This window comes from Streptomyces sp. NPDC014727, from assembly GCF_043083485.1.
Classification (GTDB): domain Bacteria; phylum Actinomycetota; class Actinomycetes; order Streptomycetales; family Streptomycetaceae; genus Streptomyces.
This window is the reverse complement of record NZ_JBIBYR010000002.1, coordinates 415,067-436,534: the sequence shown is the minus strand read 5'-3', so window position 1 is coordinate 436,534 and position 21,468 is coordinate 415,067. Positions and strand designations below refer to the sequence as shown.

Sequence of the window (21,468 nt, the reverse complement as noted above, 5' to 3'; positions counted from 1 at the left end):
AGTTTGCGATGACTCACACCCAGGTCCCGTTCCCCGAAGGCTTCCTGTGGGGCGCCTCCACCGCCGCCCACCAGATCGAGGGCAACAACATCAACTGCGACTGGTGGGTCAAGGAGCACGCCGAGGGCACCCACATCCAGGAGCCCAGCCTGGACGCCTCCGACAGCTACCACCGCTGGCACGAGGACATGGACGCGCTGGCCGGTCTGGGCTTCACCGACTACCGGTTCTCCATCGAGTGGGCGCGCATCGAGCCCGTCGAGGGCCGGTTCTCCCGGGCCGAGCTCGCCCACTACCGCCGGATGGTCGACGGCGCGATCGAGCGCGGCCTGCGCCCCATGATCACCCTGCACCACTTCACCGTGCCGCAGTGGTTCGAGGCGCGCGGCGGCTGGACCGCCGAGGGCGCGGTCGAGCTCTTCGCCCGCTACGTCGCGGCCTGCGCGCCGGTGATCGCCGAGGGCGTCAGCCACGTCTGCACGATCAATGAGCCGAACATGATCGCCGTGATGGCCGGGCAGGCCAAGCGGGGCGACAACAGCTTCCCGCCCGCCGGGCTCCCGACCCCCGACGACGAGACGACCCGGGCCGTCATCGCCGCGCACCACGCAGCCGTCAAGGAGGTCCGGGCGATCGACGCCGGCATCCAGGTCGGCTGGACCATCGCCAACCAGGTCTACCAGGCCCTGCCCGGTGCCGAGGAGGTCACCGCGGCCTACCGGCACCCCCGCGAGGACGTCTTCATCGAGGCCGCCCGCGGCGACGACTGGATCGGGGTGCAGTCCTACACCCGGACCAAGATCGGCCCCGAGGGCCCCATCCCGACGCCGGACGACGCCGAGCGCACCCTCACGCAGTGGGAGTACTACCCCTGCGCGGTCGGCCACGCGCTGCGCCACACCGCCGAGGTGCTCGGCAACGACGTGCCGCTGATCGTGACCGAGAACGGCATCGCCACCGACGACGACAGCCGCCGCGTCGACTACTACACCGGCGCGCTGAACGAGGTCGCGTCCGCGCTGGAGGACGGCCTCAACATCCAGGGCTACCTGGCCTGGAGCGCGCTCGACAACTACGAGTGGGGCTCCTACAAGCCGACCTTCGGCCTGATCGGCTGGGACCCGGAGACCTTCGAGCGCCTGCCCAAGCCGTCCGCCGTCTGGCTGGGCGAGATGGGCCGCACGCGCGCGCTGCCGCGCATCGCCGACTGACGTCGGCCCCCCCGACCGGGAGCGACCTGACCGCTCCCGCCCGTACGGGAACCGGCGTACCTGACGGACGCCGGTTCCCGTACAGCCGGGCCCCGTCCGGCCCTGATCCGCCGGACAGGCCCTTCGCCCGCGTGGGCGCCGCACGTATCCAGCCCCGCCCACGTGCGGCACCCACGCGGGTGCCGCACGCGCGGCACGGCGTCCCGCGCCCTCAGTCACGACCGACGAACGAAATCCGCCCACCGCCCACAGTCGGTGGCTCTTCTTCGAGGGGTTCTGATGGACCGTCGCACGTTTCTCACCGCCGCGGGAACAGGGGCTGCCGCCCTGTCCCTCGGAGCCGTCTCCGTGCCTTCCGCGGGCGCCGCGCAGTCCGGACAGTCCGCGCAGGGCCCGGACACGGCACTGCTCCGGCGCTGGTTCCGCGACACATACCGTTCGATCGAGGCGATGACGACCGACTTCGGTCTCGCCGTCGACAAGATCGACGTCAGCGGCCCCGGCGCCCCCGTGCAGTCGCGCCAGACGTCGCCCACCAACATCGGCTGCGGCCTCTGGTCGACCGTCGCCGCGGCCGGGCTCGGCGTGATCGACGACGCCACGATGCGGCGCCGGCTGGAGCACACCGTCCGGGCCGTCGAGAAGCTGGAGCGCCACCACGGCTTCTGGCTCAACTGGTACGACGCGCACGACGGTTCGGTCCTGACCCAGTGGCCCGGCACCGGCGACCCGGTGCGTCCGTTCCTCTCCTCCGTCGACAACGCCTGGCTGGTCACCGGTCTGCGCATCGCCGCCGACGCCTCCCCCGCCCTGCGTCCCCGTGTCGCCCGCATCCTGGCCACCGCCGACTGGTCCTACTACTACACGCCGTACGACCCGGCCGACCCGGTCGCCGGCCCCGGCCAGCTGCGCGGCGGGTTCTGGACCGACACCGAGGAGCCCACCGGCCACCACTACGGCGCACTCAACACCGAGCCCCGCATGGCCAGTTACCTGGGCATCGCGGACGGCTCCCTGCCCTTGGACCACTACTGGCACCTGCTGCGCACGATGCTCCCCGAGCACGGGCAGGAGCAGCACCCGCAGGGCAGTTACGTCGCCATGGACGGCGTACGCGTCTGGCAGGGGCACTACACCCACCGCGGCCGGAAGATCGTGCCCAGTTGGGGCGGGTCGATGTTCGAGGCTCTGATGGTGCCGCTGTTCGTGCCGGAGCCGGAGTGGTCGCCGCGTTCCTGGGGCCGGACGCACCAGCGCTATGTCCGCAGCCAGATCGAGCACGGCATGGCGGAGGCGCAGTACGGGTACTGGGGCTTCTCCCCCGCGAACATCCCCGAGGGCGGGTACCAGGAGTACGGGGTCGACGCGATCGGCATGCAGGTCGACGGCTACGCCTCCAACACCGACCGCACGTACACCACGGACGGCGCGCCGCTGCCGCCCCCTTCGGCGTTCACCAACGGAGTGGTCACCCCGCACGCCTCCTTCCTCGCCCTGCCCTACGCGCCGGACGAGGCGATCGCCAACCTGCGGGCACTCGACCGCGACTTCGGCGCCTACCACGACGGCTACGGATTCCGGGACTCCGTCAACGTCGGCACCGGCCGGGTCAGTGACTACATGCTCGCTCTCGACCAGGGCATGATCGCGGCGGCGCTGGCCCAGGCGATCCGTCCCGGCCTGCTGCAGAAGCCGTTCCGGACCGGCGGATTCCAGTCGAGGGTGCGCCCGCTGCTCGCCAAGGAGCGGTTCTCCATCTGATCCGCGTCGCGGCGACGTGCGCGGAGGGGGCGTTCCCGGCCCTTCCGGTACGCCGCCCGGTCCGGTTCCGGGTCCGGCCGCCGGGTCGCGGGTGACCGGGAGTGGACATAGCCTCGCAAAGGTGACGCCGCTCGTGACCCGCACCCGGATGTCCCCACCGGGCCGGGCCCTTCTCGCCGTGCTGCTGACGGTGTGCTGGCCGGTCCTCGGCACCGCGTCGACCGCTCGCGCCGACGATCCCGTCACCCTGTCCCGGGAGGGGCGGATCACCGACCGGGTGGGGGCGCTCGGGAACCGCAAGGACCAGGTCACGGCAGCACTCGACCGGCTGTACGACAGCCGCCGCATCCAGCCCTTCGCGGTGTACGTACGCGATCCGGGAACCGGGAAATCGAGCGGGACGAGTGCGGTGGACCTGATCCTGCCGGTGGTCGTCGTCGGCGGCGCGGCGGTGGTCGCCGGTTACGCGTACACCCGGCGCAGGAGGCGCGCCACGACCCGCACCACGCCGGGTGCGACCGGCTGGGGCCCGGGGCCCGCCGGACCGGGCGGCCCGGCGGGCCGGCCGACCCCGTTGCCGGAGCTGGACGGCCGGGCGATGCGGACCCTGGTGGACACCGACGACGCGGTCCGCACCAGCGAGGAGGAACTGGGCCACGCCACCGCGCAGTTCGGCGAGGAGGCCACGGCCCCCTTCACCGACGCCGTCGACTGTGCCAAGGGCGAGCTGACGACAGCGTTCCGGTTGCGCCAGCAGCTGGACGACGCCCTTCCCGAGGACGACGCGACGCGGCGCCGGATGCTGGACGAGATCATCGGCCGCTGCACGGACGCCAACTCCCGCCTCGACGCCGTGTCCGAGGACTTCGACCGGCTGCGCGCGTTGGAACGCAACGCCCCGCAGGCCCTGGTCACGGCCGAGAGCGCATTCCGCGCGCTCGCCGCTCGCGTCCCCACCGCCGAGGCCGCTCTGACCGCGATGCGCGGCCGGTACGCGGACTCGGCCTCCGCGCCGGTCGGCGGCGCCGTCGAACAGGCCAAGGACCGGCTCGTCTTCGCCACGTCCCATCTCAATCGCGCCCGGCAGTCCGTGGACACGGGGAACAACACCGCGGCGGCGGTGCACGTACGGGCCGCCGAGGGCGCCGTCGACCAGGCGACCGTCCTCGTCGACTCCGTGGACCGGCGCAGCCGGGAACTCGCGGAGGCGGCGGACCGGCTGTCCACCGCGCTCACCGGGACACAGGCCGACCTGGCCGATGCGGGCGGGCTCCTCGAAGGCACCGCCGAGGGCATCTCGACGGCGGACCTACGGGGCCGGATCGCGCGCGCGACATCGGTGCTCGACGACGTACGGGAGGCGATGGCGGCCGGTCCGTACGACCCCATCGACGCGCTGCGCAGGGTGGAGGAGGCGAACACGGCACTCGACAAGGCGCTGGCCGGTGCCCGCGGACGGGAGCGGGGCGACCGGCGGACACGCTCCCTTCTCGACCAGGCCACGCTCACCGCGCGTTCGACGACCGCCGCCGCCGCCGACTACGTCACCACCCACCGCGGAGCCGTGGGCAGCCGGGCCCGGACTCGGCTCGCGGAGGCGCAGCGACGGCTCGGCCGGTCCCGTGAACTGGCCGGAACCGACGATCCCCAGGGCGCACTGGCCCAGGCACAGCAGGCCGACTCCCTGGCCGGGCATGCCCGGAGCCTGGCCGAACAGGATGTGCGCGGGTACGGGGGCCGGGGCGGTGCGGGCGGTGTGCCGGGAGGGGGCGGCAGGGTCGGTGACGCGGTGCTCGGAGGCATCATCCTGGGCGGCGGGGGCGGCGGTCCGGGCAGTTTCGGCGGCGGGGGCACCCGCGGCCGGCGCGGCGGTGGCCACTTCTGAACTGGTGGAACGGGATCCCCGGGAGGACATCGAAACGGCCGAGGAGTGGGCCGCCCCCGACCATCTGACACCTTCCTCAGAACATGCTCAGCAACTGCTCCACCGTGGGCTCGGCGGCCGGCTCCCCGTCGGGCAGCGCCAGTTCGAACCAGACGGTCTTGCCGCGCGGTGTCCGCCTCGACCCCCAGCCCACGCTCAGCAGCCCGACCAACTGCAGTCCGCGCCCGCCCTCGTCGGTGTCGCGGGCCCGCCGACGCCGCGGCTGGACGAGCCCCGCGTCCCAGACCTCGCACACGAGCGTACGGTCGCGCAGCAGCCTGAGCCTGATCTCGCCCTCCCCGTACCGCAGGGCGTTGGTGACCAGTTCGCTGACCAGCAGTTCGGTGGTGTCCACCAGCTCGCCGAGATCCCAGGCGAGCAGTTGGCCACGGGCCAGTTCACGGGCGCGGCCGACGGAGCGGGGTTCACGGGGCAACCGCCAGTCGCCCACCGCGTCGGCCGGCAGCCCCTGGATGCGGGCCATGAGCAGGGCTATGTCGTCCTCGCCGTGCCGGGTGTCGAGGGTGGTCAGTACGCGGTCGCAGACGTCTTCGAGCGGCCGTTCCGGTTCGACGAGCGCCCGGCGCAGGGCGGCCAGCCCCTCGTCGAGCGGATGGTCGCGGGACTCGACGAGGCCGTCCGTGTAGAGGGCGAGCAGGGAGCCCTCCTTCAGTTCGACCTCGACCTCCTCGAAGGGTTCGCCCCCCACACCGAGCGGCATCCCGGGCGGGACGTCGAGCAGCAGGGCGGGTTCGCCCGGCTCGACCACGGCAGGGGGAAGATGACCGGCGTTGGCGAAGGTGCACCGCCGGGTGACCGGGTCGTAGACCGCGTACACACAGGTTGCCAGGTACACCTCGGAGAGGTCCACCTCGCGGGACTTGTGGGCGGCCCGCGAAGGCCACTGGGTGCCGCCGGAACCGCCGGAGGAGGTGCCGCCGGGAGTGCCGAGCCCTCGGGCGACCTCGTCGAGCGCGGAGAGCACCTCGGCGGGTTCCAGGTCCAGCAGGGCCAGGGTCCTCACCGCGGTGCGCAGTTCGCCCATGGCCACGGCGGCCCGCAGTCCGCGCCCCATGACGTCGCCGACGACGAGGGCTGTGCGGTGGCCGGGGAGCTCGATCACGTCGAACCAGTCGCCGCCCACCTCGGTGGCGGTGTTGCCGGGGAGGTAGCGGCAGGCGATGTCGAGGCCCGCGGCCACGGGGTCGCCGGGGGGCAGGAGGCTGCGCTGGAGGATCAGCGCACGCTCGTGTTCGCGCCGGTAGAGGCGGGCGTTGTCGATGCAGACCGCGGCGCGGGCGGCCAGTTCCGTGGCCAGCGCCCGGTCCCGCTCGCCGAAGGGTTCGCTGCCCTTGGTGCGGGAGAACCGGACGAGACCGACCACCGTGTCGTGGGCGACCATCGGCACGGCGAGCGTGGACTGCACGAAGCCACGGTCGTCGCCGGGCACGTCCTCGACATGCCCGGTGCGCAGGGCGATGGCGCAGGGCGAGTTGTACGGGAAGCGGTGTACGGCGCCGAGCACGGGCGGCTCGCCGCCCGTGTCGGGTGCGCCGGTGTCCGCGGCCGCGGGCAGGGCGTCCGACACGGCGCTGGCGAGAGCGACGCGGCGCAGTTCGGCGGAGCCTCCGACGGACTCCTGACGGAGCGAGTCCCAGCTGCCGGGAGGCGCGTCGTCGCCGGTGAGCAGCCCCTGGTAGAGGTCGACCGAGGCGAGGTCGCAGAAGCCGGGCACGGCGACATCGAGGAGTTCGCGGGCGGTGGTCTCCAGGTCGAGGGAGTTGCCGATACGGGCACTGGCCTCGTTGAGCAGGGCGAGATTGCGGCGGGCACTGGCGGCCTCGCGGGCGGCGATGTGTCGTCGGGTCACATCGGTGGCCAGCCCGGCGATGCCGATGGGGCGGCCCGACCCGCTGTGCACCCGGTAGAGGTTCATGGACCAGTGGCGGCTGACCGGGTCGCCGGGCGCGGTGCCGATGAGCTGGAGGTCGGTGACGGACGCGCCGGTCTCCAGCACGCGCTCCAGGGTGGCGGTGAGCCGGTCCGCCTCGGGACGGGCGAGGTAGTCGTCGACCGTACGGCCGCGATGGTCGGCGGCCTGCCCCCCGAAGACGGTGGCGAAGCGCTGGTTGGCGCGCACCACGGTGAGGTCGGTGCCGAACAGCACGAAACCAAAGGGAGATTGGCCGAATATGGCCTGTGACGCGGCGAGATCCGTCTCGATGCGACGCAGCGCACGGACGTCCACGACGATACAGATCGCGGCCCGTTCCCCGGTCTCCGTCCCGCTCGGCATCACATAGATCTCGGCGAGCCCGTGCACGGTGTCCTCGCCCGGCATCCGGAACGGGACGAGGCCCGTCCACTCCTTGCCGTCGAGGATCTCGGCGACCCGGCGGCGGCCGTCCACGCGCAGTTCGGCAGGCATGAACACCTCGACCGGATCCAGGCCCACCGCTTCGTCCGCGGCAATGCCGAAGAGGCCGGCGGCCCGCCGGCTCCACTGCTCGATCAGGCCGTCGGGGCCGATCGAGAAAGAGGCGACCCTGATGTAGTCATAGATCGAGCCAGGCGGGCTGCTCTGCCACACGATATCGCCCGCTGTCCCAGGTATTTCGCTCACGCGACCGTCCCCTCCAGCTCACACACCGGACCGGTCCTGCCCGCAGTATTCAGCACTACGGCCCCTACCGACACGGCGTTCACGATCACAGCACGGTCTCAGTCCCTTTCAGCCAGGTTCTGCCCGACCTCTGGTGATCGCTGTGCGTCCCACCCCACTCCTAACCAGGCAGGGCCAGCTCGAACCACACGGTTTTGCCGGTCTTTCCGCGTCTGGTCCCCCAGCGGCGCGCGGAACAGGCCACCAGCTGCAGCCCTCTGCCGCCCTCGTCGTCCGGTCCCGGCATGCGTTCGGTGGGCGGATCCGGAAGCGGATCAGAGACTTCCACGAGCAGTCCGGGGCGGGTGGCGGGGCCGTCACCGTTGGGATGGGGGCGCTGCAGCCGCACCCCGATGGGACCCGATGTGTACTGCATGGAATTGGTGACCAGCTCGCTGACCAGCAGGACTGTCACATCGCCCAGGGAGGCGTCGAGCCCCCAGCCGCGCAGCGCCTCATGGACGGCGTGTCGCGCGGAGCGCACTGCGCCCGGCTCAGCCGGAAAGGTCCACTCGGCGCAGTCGCCTTCGGTGTCGATCACGCCGATCACTTCCCAAAACCAGCAACGGGAACGTCCTGTTTACGGGGGTTAATCAGCACATACCCGATATTTGGTGCGAATTATCGCGGCGACCGACACGTGGGGCGTACGGGTGTACGGCCGCGCGCACGAATCGATGCACACGGGGAGAGGGGCGCACGAGGCAGCCGGCACGCGCCGCCGGAACACATGTCAGCAGCACCGGGTCGGCGGGCACGCCGACGCCCGGACCGGCTCAGTCCAGCTCCCCCGATGCCTTCAGGTCATCGAAGAGCAGCTGATCGACCGGTGGGACCAGCGGGCGGTCCGCGTACGAGAACCAGGCCATCTCCTCGATCTCACTGCTCACCGCCAAGGTCCCCTCGTAGTCCGCGGTGTAGCAGCTCATACGGACCACGCCACCGCCCGGCAGATCGGGCACCTCGGCCTCGTAGGTACCCACATGCACCGCGGTGCGCGGTTCGAGGAGCACCGTGAGCTCCTCCTTGATCTCGCGGACCAGGGTCTCCAGATCGCTCTCCACACCCTCCCGCTTGCCCCCGGGGATGTAGAAGACGCCCTTCCCCCGCGGCCGCGCGCAGAGAATCCTGCCGCCCTCCACACGCACCCACGCCACCGTGTCGATCAGGACCGACATCACTCGACCTCCACCGTCCGGAACCCGCCTCAGGCAGGAACTTGACCATTCAGCCCCTTGACGCCGGGCACGGCGGCCCAACTCGCCCTTGCGTGCGGCCGGTCGGGGTCGGGACTGCGCGGCATCCGCGCCGGAGCGTCACACCCTGCCCACTCCCCCCGTGAACGCTCTACGGCCGGGCCCGCGCCCCGACGCGCTCCACCCAGTAGAGCTGCTTGTGGCCATGGGTGTCGAGCTTGTCGGCGACCTTCTGGGCCTCGCCCTGTGTGGCATACCTGCCGACGCGGTAGCGGTTGCCGTTGTCGTCCTGCCGTATCACCAGCCATGGGAGATCGGCACCGTTGTCGGTCATTGCGCCCCTCCCGGTCATTGCGCCCCTCCCTCGAACGGCATGTACGTTTCTAAGGATCCCCAGGAAACCGCAGTACGCATATGCCGGACCCTACGCCTGACCTTCACTCAACGGATACGTAATTTCACAAAGAGATACCGATCCGGCCATAAAAAAGGGGGCGCATCCAGCTGGATGCGCCCCCAGGGGCAGCCCTTCACCGATCCCGCAGGCGGGCACGAACGGCGATCAGGACCAGGACATGACAAGCCCTGACGGTCGTCGATCGACTGCCGCTCAAGGCACCCGACGAGGCCTCGGTCCGTCGCACCCGAAGCCGGACGCCGCCCCTCGCACGCCGGTCACCTGACCGGAAGGTGGTAGGCGATCCGGAAGCGATCGGCGGGCACCACCACGTCCGCCGTCTCGACCGGGCGACCCGACGCGTAATACGTACGCTCGATCACCATCACCACATGGCCCGGAACACCGCCGAGCGCCAGGAGCTCCTCCGCCAGCCCCGGACGCGCGCCGACCTGCTCGGCCACGTTGTCCACGACGACGTCGATCGCGGCCATCCGCTCGACCACCCCGCATCCGCCCAACGGGCCCTCCTCCGGCAGCATCACCGGCGTACGCCCCGTCACGGCGAGGGGTTCCCAGGAGGTGGAGAGCATCATCGGCTCCCCGGCCTCCCGGAAGGTGTATCGCGTACGCATCACCCGGTCACCCGGTTCGATGCCCAGGCGCTCGGCGATCTCGGCGCTCGCGCCCTCCTGCTCACTGCGGGACTCCCACGTCCCGCGCACCCCTTCCGCCGTCTGCTCCTGACGGAACGGGCTGGCCCCGGCGCCCGGCCGGTAGCCGGAACGGGCGATCCGACGCGGGACCGGGCGCTCGCGCACATACGTGCCGGAACCGGAGCGCCCCTCGACCAGCCCCTCGGCCATCAGCACCTTGCGCGCCTCCAGCGCGACGGTGTCCGAGACCCCGTACTCCTCGCGGATACGGGCCTGCGAAGGCAGGCGCGTATGCGGCGGCAGCGAACCATTGGCGATCTTCTCTCTCAGATCGCTCGCAACACGCAGATAGGCGGGCTGCTCACCGAAAGCCACAGGCCACTCCCAACAGATTGACAGTCTGCAACAGCCTGACAACCGTCGGTTGTGGATCGCAAGCACGGGCCAGAGTTTCACCCGAAGTGATGATTCGTCATGGCCGCGCGCATGCCCCGCCGACGGCACCCGAGCCGCGGCGGCGCCCTGGGCACGCGCTTCGCCGCACCGACGGCCGGGCGCAGATGTGCGGGGCGGCCACGGATGCGGCCGAGTCGAGCCGAGCCGTACCGGACCGCACGCACCGCACCGCACCGCACCGCACCGATCAGCACCGCACCGCACCGATCAACATCTATCACCATGGGCACGACAATCGCTTCCGTTCGGCCGCCACACGCCTGGCATGCTGGCGGGCATGGCCATGTACATCTGCCCGCAGGACGGCACTCGCGCCGAAACCAACGCCCTCACCTGGTGTTGCCCGGTCTGCCGCGGTCCCTGGGACCTCGATTTCCAGGTCACCGATCCGCTCCCGCTCAACTCTCTTGCGGAACGCGTCAATTCACTGTGGCGTTACGAAGAGGCGCTGCCCCTCGCCGCGCCCACGACCACCCTCGGCGAGGGCCGCACCCCGCTCGTCCCGCTCACCAGCACCGTGTCGGCCAAGCTCGACTTCCTCATGCCGACGCTCTCCTTCAAGGACCGCGGCGCCGTGATGCTCGTCGAACTGGCCCGCCGCCTCTCGCCCGAGCGCGTCGTCGCGGACAGCAGCGGCAATGCGGGCACCGCCGTCGCCGCGTACTGCGCCCGCGCCTCGCTCCCCTGCACGGTGTACGTACCCGAGGGAACGTCGCCGAAGAAGACCGAGCAGATCCGGGCGCACGGCGCGCAGCTGGAGATCGTCCCCGGCGACCGCGAGGCCACCGCGCTGGCGGCCCGTACCGCCGCCGACACCCCGGGCACGTTCTACGCCTCGCACGTCTACAACCCGTACTTCCTGCACGGCACGAAGACCTATGTGTACGAGCTGTGGGAGGACCTCGGCGGCCGGCTCCCGGACGCCCTGGCCGTACCGGTCGGCAACGGTACCCTGCTGCTCGGCGCGGCCCTGGCCACGGCCGAACTCCACGCCCTGGGCCTGATCGAGGAACGCCCGGCACTGATCGCCGTGCAGGCCGAGGCGGTGTCACCACTGGCCGCCGCCTTCCGCGCGGACGCGGACGCGTTGCTGGACGCCCCGGCCGGCGCTGCCGCCCCCACCCTCGCCGAGGGCATCGCCATCCCCCGCCCGCCGCGCGCTCGGGCCGTCCTGGCCGCGGTACGGGAATCGGGCGGCACCTTCCTCACGGTGACCGAGGATCAGATCCGGGCCGCGCAGCTGGACCTGGCCGCCCGTGGGTTCTACGTGGAGACAACCGGCGTCGCCTGCTGGGCCGCGGTCGGCGGCTGGACGGACCGGAGCGTCGTCGTACCGCTGTGCGGCGCGGGCCTCAAGACGGGCCTCGCCGACTGACGCGGGCCGCCCGCCCCGGCCGGCCGTTCACCCGCGCGCCGCGCGCCCCGGCCGGCCGTTCACCCGCGCGCCGCGCGCCGTGCTCCGCCGCCCGGCGCGCGCTTCCCTACCTTCGTACGGTGAGCCTCTCGCGCATCTGTCTCCTCACGTCCCTGACGTCCCTGGTCGCGGGCGCCCTGATCGCACCGCTGCCGCCCCTCTCGTACGCGGCCGCTCCCCTCCCGCCCACGTCCACCACCTGCGGCCGGGACACCGGCCCCGCCTGGGCCCCGACCTCCACCCGGTTCGGCGGGACCGACGGTTACGACCCCTACGTGGGCAACGGATATCTGGGACACCGCGTGCCTCCCGCGGGCGCCGGCTATGCCGCGTCGGGCGAGAAGACCGGCTGGCCACTGTTCACCCCGCGCTACGACGGCGCCTTCGTCGTCGGCCTGTTCGGGCGCGAGAAGGACCTGGCGGCCGGCCGCGAGGTGATCGCCGCGCTGCCCAGCTGGACGACCCTCGACCTGCGCGTGGGCAACGAGACGTACGGCTCCGGCACCCCCGCGGCCCGGATCTCGCGCTACCGCCAGACGGTGTTCCTGCGCTGCGGCCTGGTGCGTACGTCACTGCGCTGGACCACGGCCGACGGACGCGCGACCGACCTCGTCTACGAGGTGCTCGCCGACCGCTCCGACGTGCACACCGGCGCCGTACGGCTGCGCATGACACCGCACTGGAACGGTACGGCGACCGTCACCGGCCGCCTGGACCCGCGGGGCGCACGCCGGATCACGCTCAAGGGCGACGGAACGTTCCGGACGCGGGGCACGGGGACAGCCGGCGCGATCGTCCAGACGCTGCGCACCGACGGACCGGGGCCGGCGCGCGGCAGGGCACCGGCACCCGGCACGCCCCGCCCGCACCGCGAGCTCCGGGTGCGCGCCGGGCGCACGTACTCCGTCGAGAAGTACGTCGGAATCGACACCGCGCTCACCTCGTCGGCCCCGCCCGCCGCCGCCCGTGAGGCGTCCGTGCGCGCGGCCCGGCGCGGCTGGTCCGGCGTCCTCGCGGCGAACGCCGCCGCCTGGCGGCGGGCCTGGGCTGCGGACATCTCCGTACCCGACAGTCCCGAGCTGCAGAAGTGGCTGCGGTCGGCGCAGTACGGACTGCTCGCCGCCACTCGGACCGGGTCTCGTGACAGCATCGCCCCGGCCGGTCTGACCAGCGACAACTATGCGGGCATGGTGTTCTGGGACGCCGAGATCTGGATGTATCCGGGACTGCTCGCCACCCGCCCCGAGCCGGCCCGTCCGGTCGTCGAGTACCGGTACCGCACGCGCGCGGCCGCCCGTGCCAACGCCCAGAAGCTGGGGTTCCAGGGGCTGTTCTACCCGTGGACGAGCGCGAGCAGGGGCGACCTCTGGTCCGAGTGCCAGAGCTGGAACCCCCCGCACTGCCTCACCCAGAACCATCTCCAGGGGGATGTCTCGCTCGCCGTCTGGCAGTACTACCTGGCGACCGGGGACCGCGACTGGCTGGCCGGCCACGGGTGGCCACTGCTCTCGGGCATCGCCGACTTCTGGGTCTCGCGGGCCACCGCCAACGACGACGGCAGCTACTCGGTCAAGGAGGTCGCGGGCCCGGACGAGTACAGCAACGGTGTCACCGACGGGGTCTTCACCAACGCGGTCGCGGCCACCGCTCTGCGCAACGCCACACGCGCGGCGCGGCTGCTCGGGCGTCCCGCGCCGGCCGGGTGGACACGGGTCGCGGACGGTCTGCGCATCCCGTACGACCCCAAGCGGAAGCTCTTCCTTCAGTACGCGGGCTACAACGGCTCGACGATCAAACAGGCCGACGCCGTCCTGCTGATCTACCCGCTGGAGTGGCCGATGGAGCCCGGCGCCGCGGCGGCCACGCTCGACTACTACGCCGCGCGCACCGATCCGGACGGGCCGGCGATGACGGACTCGGTCCACGCGATCGACGCCGCCGCGATCGGGGAGGCCGGCTGTGTGACGTACACCTATCTCCAGCGCTCCGTACGCCCGTTCATGCGCGGCCCGTTCGCCCTCTTCAGCGAGGCCCGGGGCGCGAAGTCCGGCGCGCAGGACCCGTTGTCGGGTCGTCCCGCGGAGGATTTCCTCACCGGGAAGGGCGGATTCCTCCAGGTCTTCACGCACGGTCTGACGGGCCTGCGCCTGCGGGAGGACGGGGTGCGCCTCGACCCCCTGCTGCCGCCGCAGCTGGGCAAGGGCGTCACGCTGACGGGCCTGCGGTACCGGGGCCGTACGTACGACGTCGCGATCGGCCCGCTGACGACGACGGTCCGGCTGACCACCGGTGCTCCGTTCACCGTCCACACCCCCACCGGTCCCCGTCTCCTCACCGGCACGCTGACCCTGCCCACCCGCCGCCCGGACCTCGCCGCGACGACGGACGCGGCCCGTTGCCGCCCGGCGACGGCTACCTCCGAGACGCCCGGCCTGTACGCGGCCGCGGCGGTGGACGGCAGCGCGGCCACGGCGTGGTCCCCGGACGGTGCGACGGGCGCGCTCACGGTGGACCTGGGGCGCACGGCCCCGGTGACCTCGATCGAGCCGGAGTGGACGGACGCCCGCTCGTCCTCGTACCGGCTGGAGACATCGGTGAACGGCACGGACTGGCAGCCCTACCGGTCGGGGGCGACGGCTCGTCGGGTGCGGCTGACAGTCACGTCGGAGGACGCGGAGAAGCCGGTGGGAGTACGGGAGTTGAGGGTCGCGCAGCCGTGACCGACGGCGCCCCGCGCCGCCGCCTCCCGGCCTTCGGCCGTCCGAGAAGGATTCCGGCCAGGACCAGGGCCGCCCCGCAGAGCTGCCTGGGACTGAGCGCCTCGCCGGCGAGGGCGGTACCGAGCAGTACGCCGGTCACCGGGTTGAGCAGTCCGACCAGTCCGACCGTGGCGGCGGGAAGGTGGCGCAGACCCGCGAACCAGGCGGCGAAGGCGAGCGCGGTCGCCACCACGGTGACGTAGCCGAACCCGAGGAGGGCCGGTCCGTCGAGCGCGGGCGGCGCGCCCTCGACCAGGGCGGCGAGAGGCAGCAGCAGAAGCCCTCCCGCGATCAGCTGCCAGGCGGTCGAGGCGAGTACGTCGACCTCGGCGCCCCACCGCTTGGCCAGGACGTAGCCGAGGGACGACATGAGCATCGCGGCGACGGAGGCGAGCACTCCACGCACGTCGGTCGACGCCGTCCCGCCGAGCAGCATCAGGCACACCCCGCCGAGTCCGACGGCGGCGCCGGCCAGCGGCAGCAGGCGCGGGCGTTCGGCGAGCAGCGCCCAGGCGATCAGCATCATCACCATCGGCGAGGTCGCCATGACCGTCGACGCGGTACTGGTCGGCAACAACTGGGCGGCCACGTAGACGAGGGCGAAGAACCCGCCCATGTTGAGGGCGCCGAGAACGAGGGATTTCCACCACCAGGGACCCCGCGGTCGTTCCCGGCGCACGGCCAGGAGCAGCAGCCCCGCCGGCAGGGCCCTGATCGCGGCTCCGTACAGGGGGTGACCGGCGGGCAGATACGCGTGGGTGACGAAGTAGTTCGTACCCCAGGCAACGGGCGCGATCGCCGTGATCAGGACCCATCGAAAAGTAGCTTCCATGGAAGTTATTATGTCTTCCGAGGAAGCTACAGTGAAGCCATGCGCCTCGACAGCACCGGAGCCGCCTCCACGCCTCCTCCCCCGCCGCTCGACCACATCGCCCGTATCCAGTCGGAATGGGCCAGGGAACGACCGGATGTCGACGTGAGCCCTCAAGGAGTGATCGGCCGGCTCCACCGCCTGGCCGGAATGCTCACCGAGCAGCTCTGCGTGGTCTACCGCAAGTTCGGACTGAACGAGGGCGAGTTCGATGTGCTGGCCGCTCTGCGCCGCGCGGGCGAGCCGTTCGAACGGGCCCCCGGCGAACTGGCGGTGCACACCATGGTCACAACTGGGGCGATGACCAAGCGGATCGACCGCCTGGAGCGCGACGGCCTCGTCACCCGCCGCCGCTCGGCCGGTGACGGCCGGGGCCGGGTGGTCGCACTCACCCCCGCGGGCCGGGAACTGATCGACCAGGCCTTCACCGAGCACATGCGCAACGAACGCCGCCTCCTGGACGCCCTGCCCCCGGAGTCGGCGGCACAGCTGGAAGCACTCCTGACCACATGGCTGGCCCACGTGGAACCGCCGCACCGCGCGCGCGTCGCGACGGATCAGGCGGATCCCACGTGCCGGACCGCTCAGATGCCGGGCGGGGCGAGGCGGGTGTAGGGAAGGCCGATACTCGTGCCGCCGGGGGTGACGACCCTGACCGTGACCGCCCCCACCGCCCCGGGCGGTGCCGTGGCGGTCAGTTGAGTGTCGGAGACCACGGTGAAGCCGGCGGGCACGGCCGCGAACAGTACCGCGGTGGTGTACGTCAGTCCGACGCCGGTGACAGTCACCGTTGTTCCGCCTGCCGACGGCCCCTGGTCGGGCACCAGACTGGTGAGGACCGGGACACCGAGATACGTATAGGTCACGCTGTCGCTGGTGCCACCGGGCGTGGTGACGGTGACCGGGACCGTGCCGGCGACACCGGGCGGCACCACCGCCCTGATCTCCGTGGCCGAGATGATGAAGACGGTGGTCGCCGCCGTCGCGCCGAAGCGAACCGCCGTGGCCTGGAGAAGATTCGCACCGGTCAGCGTCACGGAGTTGCCACCGGCCACCTGCCCGGACCCTGGGGTGACCGCGTCGAGAACCGGCACGCCGAGGTAGTAGTAGAAGACGGCTTGGGTGCTGGTACCACCGGGAGTGGTGACCGTGACGGCAACCGGACCCGGGCCGCCGGTGGGGACGGACGCGGTCAGCTGGGTCGGTGAGACGACGGTGAACGAACTCGCCGCGTTCGCGCCGAAGTGCACAGAGGTCGCTCCGGTGAAGCCGGTCCCGGACAGGGTGACGGTGTTGCCACCCGCGAGTGGCCCCTGGGCCGGAGCCACACCGCTCAGCACCGGAGCGGCGACATACGTATAGGGGACCCCGGCACTGGTGCCGCCCGGAGTGGTGATCGTGACGTTGACGGTGCCGGCGGGCGCGGCGGGGGCGACCGCGGTGACCTGCGTCGCGGAGACGGCGATGAACGCGGCTGCCACGCCACCGAAACTGACCGAGGTGGCGCCGGTGAAGCCGGTTCCGGTCAACGTGACCGTGTTCCCGCCCTCGACCGACCCCTGATTGGGGACGACGGAACCGATCACGGGCGCCGCGAGCACGTAGGTGAAGCCGGAACCACTGCCGGCTGCGTCGGGTGTGGTCACCGACGGTTGTGTAACGCGGGGGATTGAGCTGTCGGAGCTCTCCACAGCCGTTCTCCTGTCGAGATGATGTGATGGGGGCGTTGTGGACGGGTCGCCACTTGGGAACATGACGGCCGGCGCGCCGCCCGGACCTCCTGACCGGGCGGCGGTGAGCGAGTCGCGTCGAGCGGTTCGCCCGCCCGGCCGGGCGCGGAACGTCCCGGACCGGGCGGACATCACGCGTCTGGAAGCGGCACCGACGCCGGGTTCGTTCCGCGTCGGCAATCGGTGCCGCGCCCGAGGCGGATCAGATGCCGGGACCCGCCACATACGTGAAGGCGCCGACGTCCGTGGCCGTGCCGGCGGGGTTCGAGAGAGTGACGTCGACCGCACCGAGGGCGCCGGGCGGGGTGACGGCGGACACGGTTGTCGCGTTGATGACCGAGAACGGTGCCGGCACCCCGCCGAACGTGACCTGGCTCGTCGAGGTCAGGCTGGTGCCCGTGATGGTCACCGCGGTCCCGCCGGACGTCGGTCCGGAGGTCGGAGTGAGCGCAGCGATGGTCGGGGCGTCGATGTAGGTGTACGACAGGCCGTTGTTGGTACCTCCGGCGGTCGTCACGCTGACCCCCACCGGCCCGGCTGCCGCACCCGCGGGCACGATGACGCTGATCTGGCTGTCCGACACCACCGTCGGCGTCGCGGAGTTGGCACCGAAGGACACCGACGTGGCCGTGGACAGTCCGGTGCCGCTGATGACGACGTTGTTGCCGCCCGCGGTGGGGCCCGAGCTCACGCTCAGACCGGACTTGAACGGGGCGCCGACGTAGAAGAACGGAAGCGGGTTGCTGGTTCCGCCCGGCGTGGTCACCGTCACGCCGACCTCGCCGGAGCCGGACGGCGAGACAGCGGTGACCTGGGTGGGTGAGACGTTGGTGACTGCGGTGGCCGGCTTGGTACCGAAGAGCACAGCGGTGGTGCCCGTGAGGTTGGTGCCGGTGATGGTGACGGTGGTGCCGCCGCCGGTGGAACCCTGGTTCGGGCTGATGGGCATGGTCGTCCTCCGTGTGTGAACTGAACTTTCGAATAAGAGAGTTGACTCAGAGCCTGGTCCGGCTCAGGCCTCGGGGGCATGACCCGGATCTCCGGGCCACCGCCGGGCCCGGCCGTCCTCGTTCACCTCCTCCTCGGTCTGTCCCGCGGGATGCCGGAGCACCCGGGAAGGCGTCTGGAAGCTGTTTGCTCGGGGAAGACACCGTCATCGGATGTCGCGGCGCGGGGTGCCCGGAGCCGTGATGAACCCTGTCGCGGGCCCGCCGGGCACCGGACGCCGCTCCGTGCGAGCGGGGGCCGCCCCCACGGTCGAAAACTGATAGCGATCGCACTGCCCTCGCCGTGTGGCCGAGGCGTTCACATGACCGGTGCAGGCTCGCTCACGGCGGCGATGCCGCACGCGGGTCGCAGGGTCCGCGGCCACGCTCATGGCCTCGACGACGAGGTACTCGGCTGTGCGCGAATGGCTCGCGCACCGCTCCCTAGCAGAGGCCGGAGGCTGTCCCATCAGTCCCTGCCACTACCTGACAGGGGCGACTGGTCGGATCCAAGTCCTCTACAGGGGCGCCCATCGCGGCCGTCCGGAGCAAACGATGCCGAGGTCCGTCACGCAGGGACGGGTCGGCGGCCAGAACGGTTCCGCGCTCCCCCGGAGAGGGATGGGCGGCCCACCGGTTCGGTTACCCAAGTGACCCATACAAACGAAATATGACTCAAGCATCTTGACGGCCAATCACCTGATTGGACGAGCGCGCGAAAGGCATACCGTTCAGTGCGCCGGAGGAAGGCGAATCCGCCACCCACCCCACCGCACGCCCCCCACCTCACGCCACGCAGGACCCGCCTCGCGCATCAGCCGCCCACCGTCGCCACCCGAGCCGGCTCTGTGGGCCGTCGTGGCGAAAAAGGCCCGAGCCCGCTTGCGCCTGCCGTCGGGCTTCCCCACCGCACTGAACAATCGCCCTGGTCAACAAGCATGGACACGTCCCAGCGGACCGAGGGGAACGACCGATGGACAGAGCGGGACACCCGGATCGCAGAGCGCTGCTCGTCGGCGGCCTCGCGGTCGCCTCGGTCACGCTTGCGGGATGCTCATCGACGAGCGCCACCCCGTTGGCCGCCGACACTTCGCCGGAAGGGCGGCCCAACACGCCCGTCGCGGCATTCACGAGGCTGATGGACGGCAACAAGCGCTGGGTGAGCGGAGACCTTCGACATCCCGACCGGGATCCGAACCGGCGCCAGTTCGTGGCCCAGAAGCAGGAACCCTTCGGGGCGGTCCTCTCGTGCATCGACTCCCGGGTGCCACCCGAGCTCCTCTTCGACACCGGGCTGGGTGATCTCTACGTGATGCGCACCGGCGGGGAGGCGGTCGGCCCCGTGGTCACGGGGTCCGTGGAGTACGGGCCCATGACGAGCGGTACTCCGCTCGTCGTGGTCCTCGGGCACCAGCGTTGCGGCGCCGTCGCGGCGGCGTACAAGTCCATCCGCGACGGCAAACCGTTGCCGGGAAACCTGGAGGCGATCGCCAAGGCTCTGCGGCCGGCGTACGAGCAGGCGGTCCGGGAAGGCGGTGCGGACCCCGTCGAGACCATGGCTCGCGCCCAGGTCGAGCTGACCGCCGCCGACCTGCGCTCCAACCATGATCTGGCCCCACTCGTGAAAAAGGGGGCCCTTGCCGTGGTCGGCGCCTACTACTCGCTCGACACCGGCAAGGTGGAGGTCCTGGCCGGTGCGCCTTCCTGACCGGCCGGACGCGACGGACGGGCGTCTTCCCGTCCGAGCCGCAGGCCGGACCTCGGAAGATCCCTCCTGACGCGTGTCACAACACCCAGCACCCGTCCCCTACGGAAGCACAGAGCTGCCACCTGCACCGGTGCCATTCCGACGCTGCCCGTCCCAGCACCGTCCCGGTGCGGTGCGTCCCGGCCTCAGGAAGGAAGCGAAGAGCGCGCACCTGAAGGCGCAGCGGCCCGCAGGCGGAGCAGGACAGTTCCGATGAGCTTCGGAGTGAGGTGAGCCGGTCGTGGACGTGGCGTTCGGCGACCGCGTCGAGGCCGGTGCTGGGTTCGTCGAGGATCATGAGATCCCGTTCGGAACGCATCAGGGCCCGGGCGAGCGCGAGGCGCTGCCACTGGCCGCCCGACAGCTGGACACCAGGGCTGGTGTCCTCGGTGTCGTCGGCGAAGAACATCCGGCTGAGCATGGTGTCGTACCCCTGTGGAAGGCGGGCGAGGGCGGTGTGGATGTCCGCGTCGGCGGCGGCGTGGATGCGCCCGTGGTCGTGGAGGGAGCCGAGGTCACCGAGGCCGATGTTCTCGCCGGCGGTGAGGTCGTACTCCATCGGGTCCTGGAAGACGACGCTGACTCGTCGGCGCAGTTGGTCCGCCGGGAAGTCCTTGAGGTCGATGCCGTCCCAGTGGATGCTTCCCCGCTGCGGGTCGTACAGGCGGCACAGCAGTTTGACGAGGGTGCTCTTGCCGGCCCCGTTGAGACCGACGACGGCCAGGCTGGTGCCGTGCGGGATGGTCAGGCTGATTCCGCGCAGGATCCACGGTCCGTCGTCGGTGTAGCGGAACCAGACGTCCCGGAGTTCGAGGCCGTGGCTCAGAGGCGGTGGGGCGATCGGGGCAGCCGGGGCGGGGAGGTCGTCCGGGACCTGGGTGACATGCAGGTAGTGGCTGAACAGCAGGGCCGTCTGGTGGCTTTGGGCGATGCACCCCACCAGGCCGACGAGGGCCGTCTGCATGCCGGCGAGGGCGGCGACGAGGAGGGACACGTCACCGGCGGTGAGGGCGTGGGTGGCTGCCTGGTGCACGCCCCAGACGAGTGCGCCGGTGGAGACGCCGGCTCCGAGGACGGCGAGGGCCGTCTCGTAGGTGGCGAGGCGGCGGTCGAGGCGTTCCTCCTGCTGGTTGATGCTGTCGAGATCGGTACGCATGCGCTGCGCGAAGTAGCCACCGAGGCCGTAGAGGCGGATCTCCTTCGCCGCTTGAGTATCGGTGAGGAGCCCTCGGTAGAAGATCTGGCGGCGGGCGAGGTTGCTGGTGCGCCAGAACATGTCCGCGCGATGCCGGCTGTTGGCCAGGTGGGCGAAGAGGGCCGGGACGGCCGCGGCGACGAGGACGGCGGCCAGGATGGGGCTGATGAGCAGGAGACTTCCCAGGAAGCCCGCCAGGGTGAGGACTCCCTGGGCGCCCTGGAGTGCTGCACGTGAGCAGGCCGATTCCGGCCGCGGCCCCATTGAGGTCCGAGGCGCGGAACTCATCCGCGGTGAGGCTGTCGACCACGTACTTGAGCAGCCAGGATGCGGCTACGGGGGCTGTACCCGCGATGACGACGGTGGCGACGCGGACGGCGAGGGCCCCGGGGCAGGACCGCAGCGTGAGGGCGAGTACGGCGGTGAGACCCCGCAGGAATTCGGCCGTGCGGGAGGTGGGGTGCCCGCTCATGCGGTGAGGAGGTCGAGCGCGGGCAGGGAAC

Annotated in this window: 16 protein-coding genes; 7 read left to right on the top strand and 9 right to left on the bottom strand. The window is 71.5% G+C overall.

What is annotated here, in order from left to right:
- The first annotated feature begins 8 nt into the window (after positions 1-8).
- The 3 genes from ACF1B9_RS05625 to ACF1B9_RS05615 all read left to right on the top strand — a co-directional run bounded on the left by ACF1B9_RS05625 (position 9) and on the right by ACF1B9_RS05615 (position 4,857).
- The gene (locus tag ACF1B9_RS05625) at positions 9-1,211 is read left to right on the top strand and encodes a glycoside hydrolase family 1 protein (protein WP_391739232.1); all 1,203 of its coding nucleotides are present in this window, start codon (positions 9-11) and stop codon (positions 1,209-1,211) included.
- Between the two features lie 279 nt (positions 1,212-1,490).
- A complete protein-coding gene (locus ACF1B9_RS05620) occupies positions 1,491-2,972 on the top strand; it encodes a glucoamylase family protein (RefSeq protein ID WP_391739231.1) in 1,482 nt (493 codons plus the stop codon).
- Positions 2,973-3,105: 133 nt separating this feature from the next.
- Entirely contained in the window at positions 3,106-4,857 is a 1,752-nt protein-coding gene (locus tag ACF1B9_RS05615) for a TPM domain-containing protein (RefSeq protein ID WP_391739338.1), read from the top strand.
- A 76-nt stretch (positions 4,858-4,933) separates the two neighbouring features.
- Here ACF1B9_RS05615 and ACF1B9_RS05610 read toward each other — a convergent pair whose 3' ends face one another.
- The 5 genes from ACF1B9_RS05610 to ACF1B9_RS05590 form a co-directional block, all read right to left on the bottom strand.
- Positions 4,934-7,486: a SpoIIE family protein phosphatase gene (locus ACF1B9_RS05610; protein WP_391739337.1), complete on the bottom strand. Its 2,553-nt coding sequence runs from the start codon at positions 7,484-7,486 to the stop codon at positions 4,934-4,936.
- A gap of 193 nt (positions 7,487-7,679) precedes the next feature.
- On the bottom strand, positions 7,680-8,108 hold the full coding sequence (locus tag ACF1B9_RS05605) for an ATP-binding protein (protein ID WP_391739230.1): 429 nt from the start codon (positions 8,106-8,108) through the stop codon (positions 7,680-7,682).
- A gap of 226 nt (positions 8,109-8,334) precedes the next feature.
- Positions 8,335-8,736 (bottom strand): NUDIX domain-containing protein, encoded by a 402-nt coding sequence (locus ACF1B9_RS05600; protein WP_391739229.1) that lies wholly within the window; start codon positions 8,734-8,736, stop codon positions 8,335-8,337.
- A gap of 169 nt (positions 8,737-8,905) precedes the next feature.
- On the bottom strand, positions 8,906-9,088 hold the full coding sequence (locus ACF1B9_RS05595; protein ID WP_351079398.1) for an SPOR domain-containing protein: 183 nt from the start codon (positions 9,086-9,088) through the stop codon (positions 8,906-8,908).
- A 341-nt stretch (positions 9,089-9,429) separates the two neighbouring features.
- On the bottom strand, positions 9,430-10,182 hold the full coding sequence (locus tag ACF1B9_RS05590) for a GntR family transcriptional regulator (protein ID WP_376218232.1): 753 nt from the start codon (positions 10,180-10,182) through the stop codon (positions 9,430-9,432).
- Between the two features lie 358 nt (positions 10,183-10,540).
- On the opposite strand from ACF1B9_RS05590, the gene ACF1B9_RS05585 reads away from it, so the two are divergent.
- Together ACF1B9_RS05585 and ACF1B9_RS05580 are read left to right on the top strand one after the other, a co-directional pair.
- Positions 10,541-11,638, top strand: a complete 1,098-nt coding sequence (locus tag ACF1B9_RS05585) for a threonine synthase (protein ID WP_391739228.1) — start codon at positions 10,541-10,543, stop codon at positions 11,636-11,638.
- A 119-nt stretch (positions 11,639-11,757) separates the two neighbouring features.
- Positions 11,758-14,397 (top strand): discoidin domain-containing protein, encoded by a 2,640-nt coding sequence (locus ACF1B9_RS05580; protein WP_391739227.1) that lies wholly within the window; start codon positions 11,758-11,760, stop codon positions 14,395-14,397.
- Here the strand turns inward: ACF1B9_RS05580 and ACF1B9_RS05575 are convergent.
- Entirely contained in the window at positions 14,336-15,268 is a 933-nt protein-coding gene (locus ACF1B9_RS05575; RefSeq protein ID WP_391739226.1) for a DMT family transporter, read from the bottom strand. The genes ACF1B9_RS05580 and ACF1B9_RS05575 overlap by 62 nt on opposite strands.
- A gap of 39 nt (positions 15,269-15,307) precedes the next feature.
- Between ACF1B9_RS05575 and ACF1B9_RS05570 the strand changes: the two genes are divergently transcribed.
- Positions 15,308-15,922, top strand: coding sequence for a MarR family winged helix-turn-helix transcriptional regulator (locus ACF1B9_RS05570; protein WP_391739225.1), 615 nt, complete (start codon positions 15,308-15,310; stop codon positions 15,920-15,922).
- Here the strand turns inward: ACF1B9_RS05570 and ACF1B9_RS05565 are convergent.
- Together ACF1B9_RS05565 and ACF1B9_RS05560 are read right to left on the bottom strand one after the other, a co-directional pair.
- Positions 15,892-16,953 (bottom strand): IPT/TIG domain-containing protein, encoded by a 1,062-nt coding sequence (locus tag ACF1B9_RS05565; RefSeq protein WP_391739224.1) that lies wholly within the window; start codon positions 16,951-16,953, stop codon positions 15,892-15,894. The two genes, ACF1B9_RS05570 and ACF1B9_RS05565, sit on opposite strands and share 31 nt — an antisense overlap.
- Positions 16,954-17,239: 286 nt before the next feature.
- Positions 17,240-17,986 carry an IPT/TIG domain-containing protein gene (locus ACF1B9_RS05560; protein WP_391739223.1) on the bottom strand — a complete coding sequence of 249 codons (747 nt, stop codon included), beginning with the start codon at positions 17,984-17,986 and terminating at the stop codon, positions 17,240-17,242.
- A 1,010-nt stretch (positions 17,987-18,996) separates the two neighbouring features.
- On the opposite strand from ACF1B9_RS05560, the gene ACF1B9_RS05555 reads away from it, so the two are divergent.
- Positions 18,997-19,731, top strand: a complete 735-nt coding sequence (locus tag ACF1B9_RS05555) for a carbonic anhydrase (RefSeq protein WP_391739222.1) — start codon at positions 18,997-18,999, stop codon at positions 19,729-19,731.
- Between the two features lie 76 nt (positions 19,732-19,807).
- Here ACF1B9_RS05555 and ACF1B9_RS05550 read toward each other — a convergent pair whose 3' ends face one another.
- On the bottom strand, positions 19,808-21,253 hold the full coding sequence (locus tag ACF1B9_RS05550; protein ID WP_391739221.1) for an ATP-binding cassette domain-containing protein: 1,446 nt from the start codon (positions 21,251-21,253) through the stop codon (positions 19,808-19,810).
- Between the last annotated feature and the right edge of the window lie 215 nt (positions 21,254-21,468).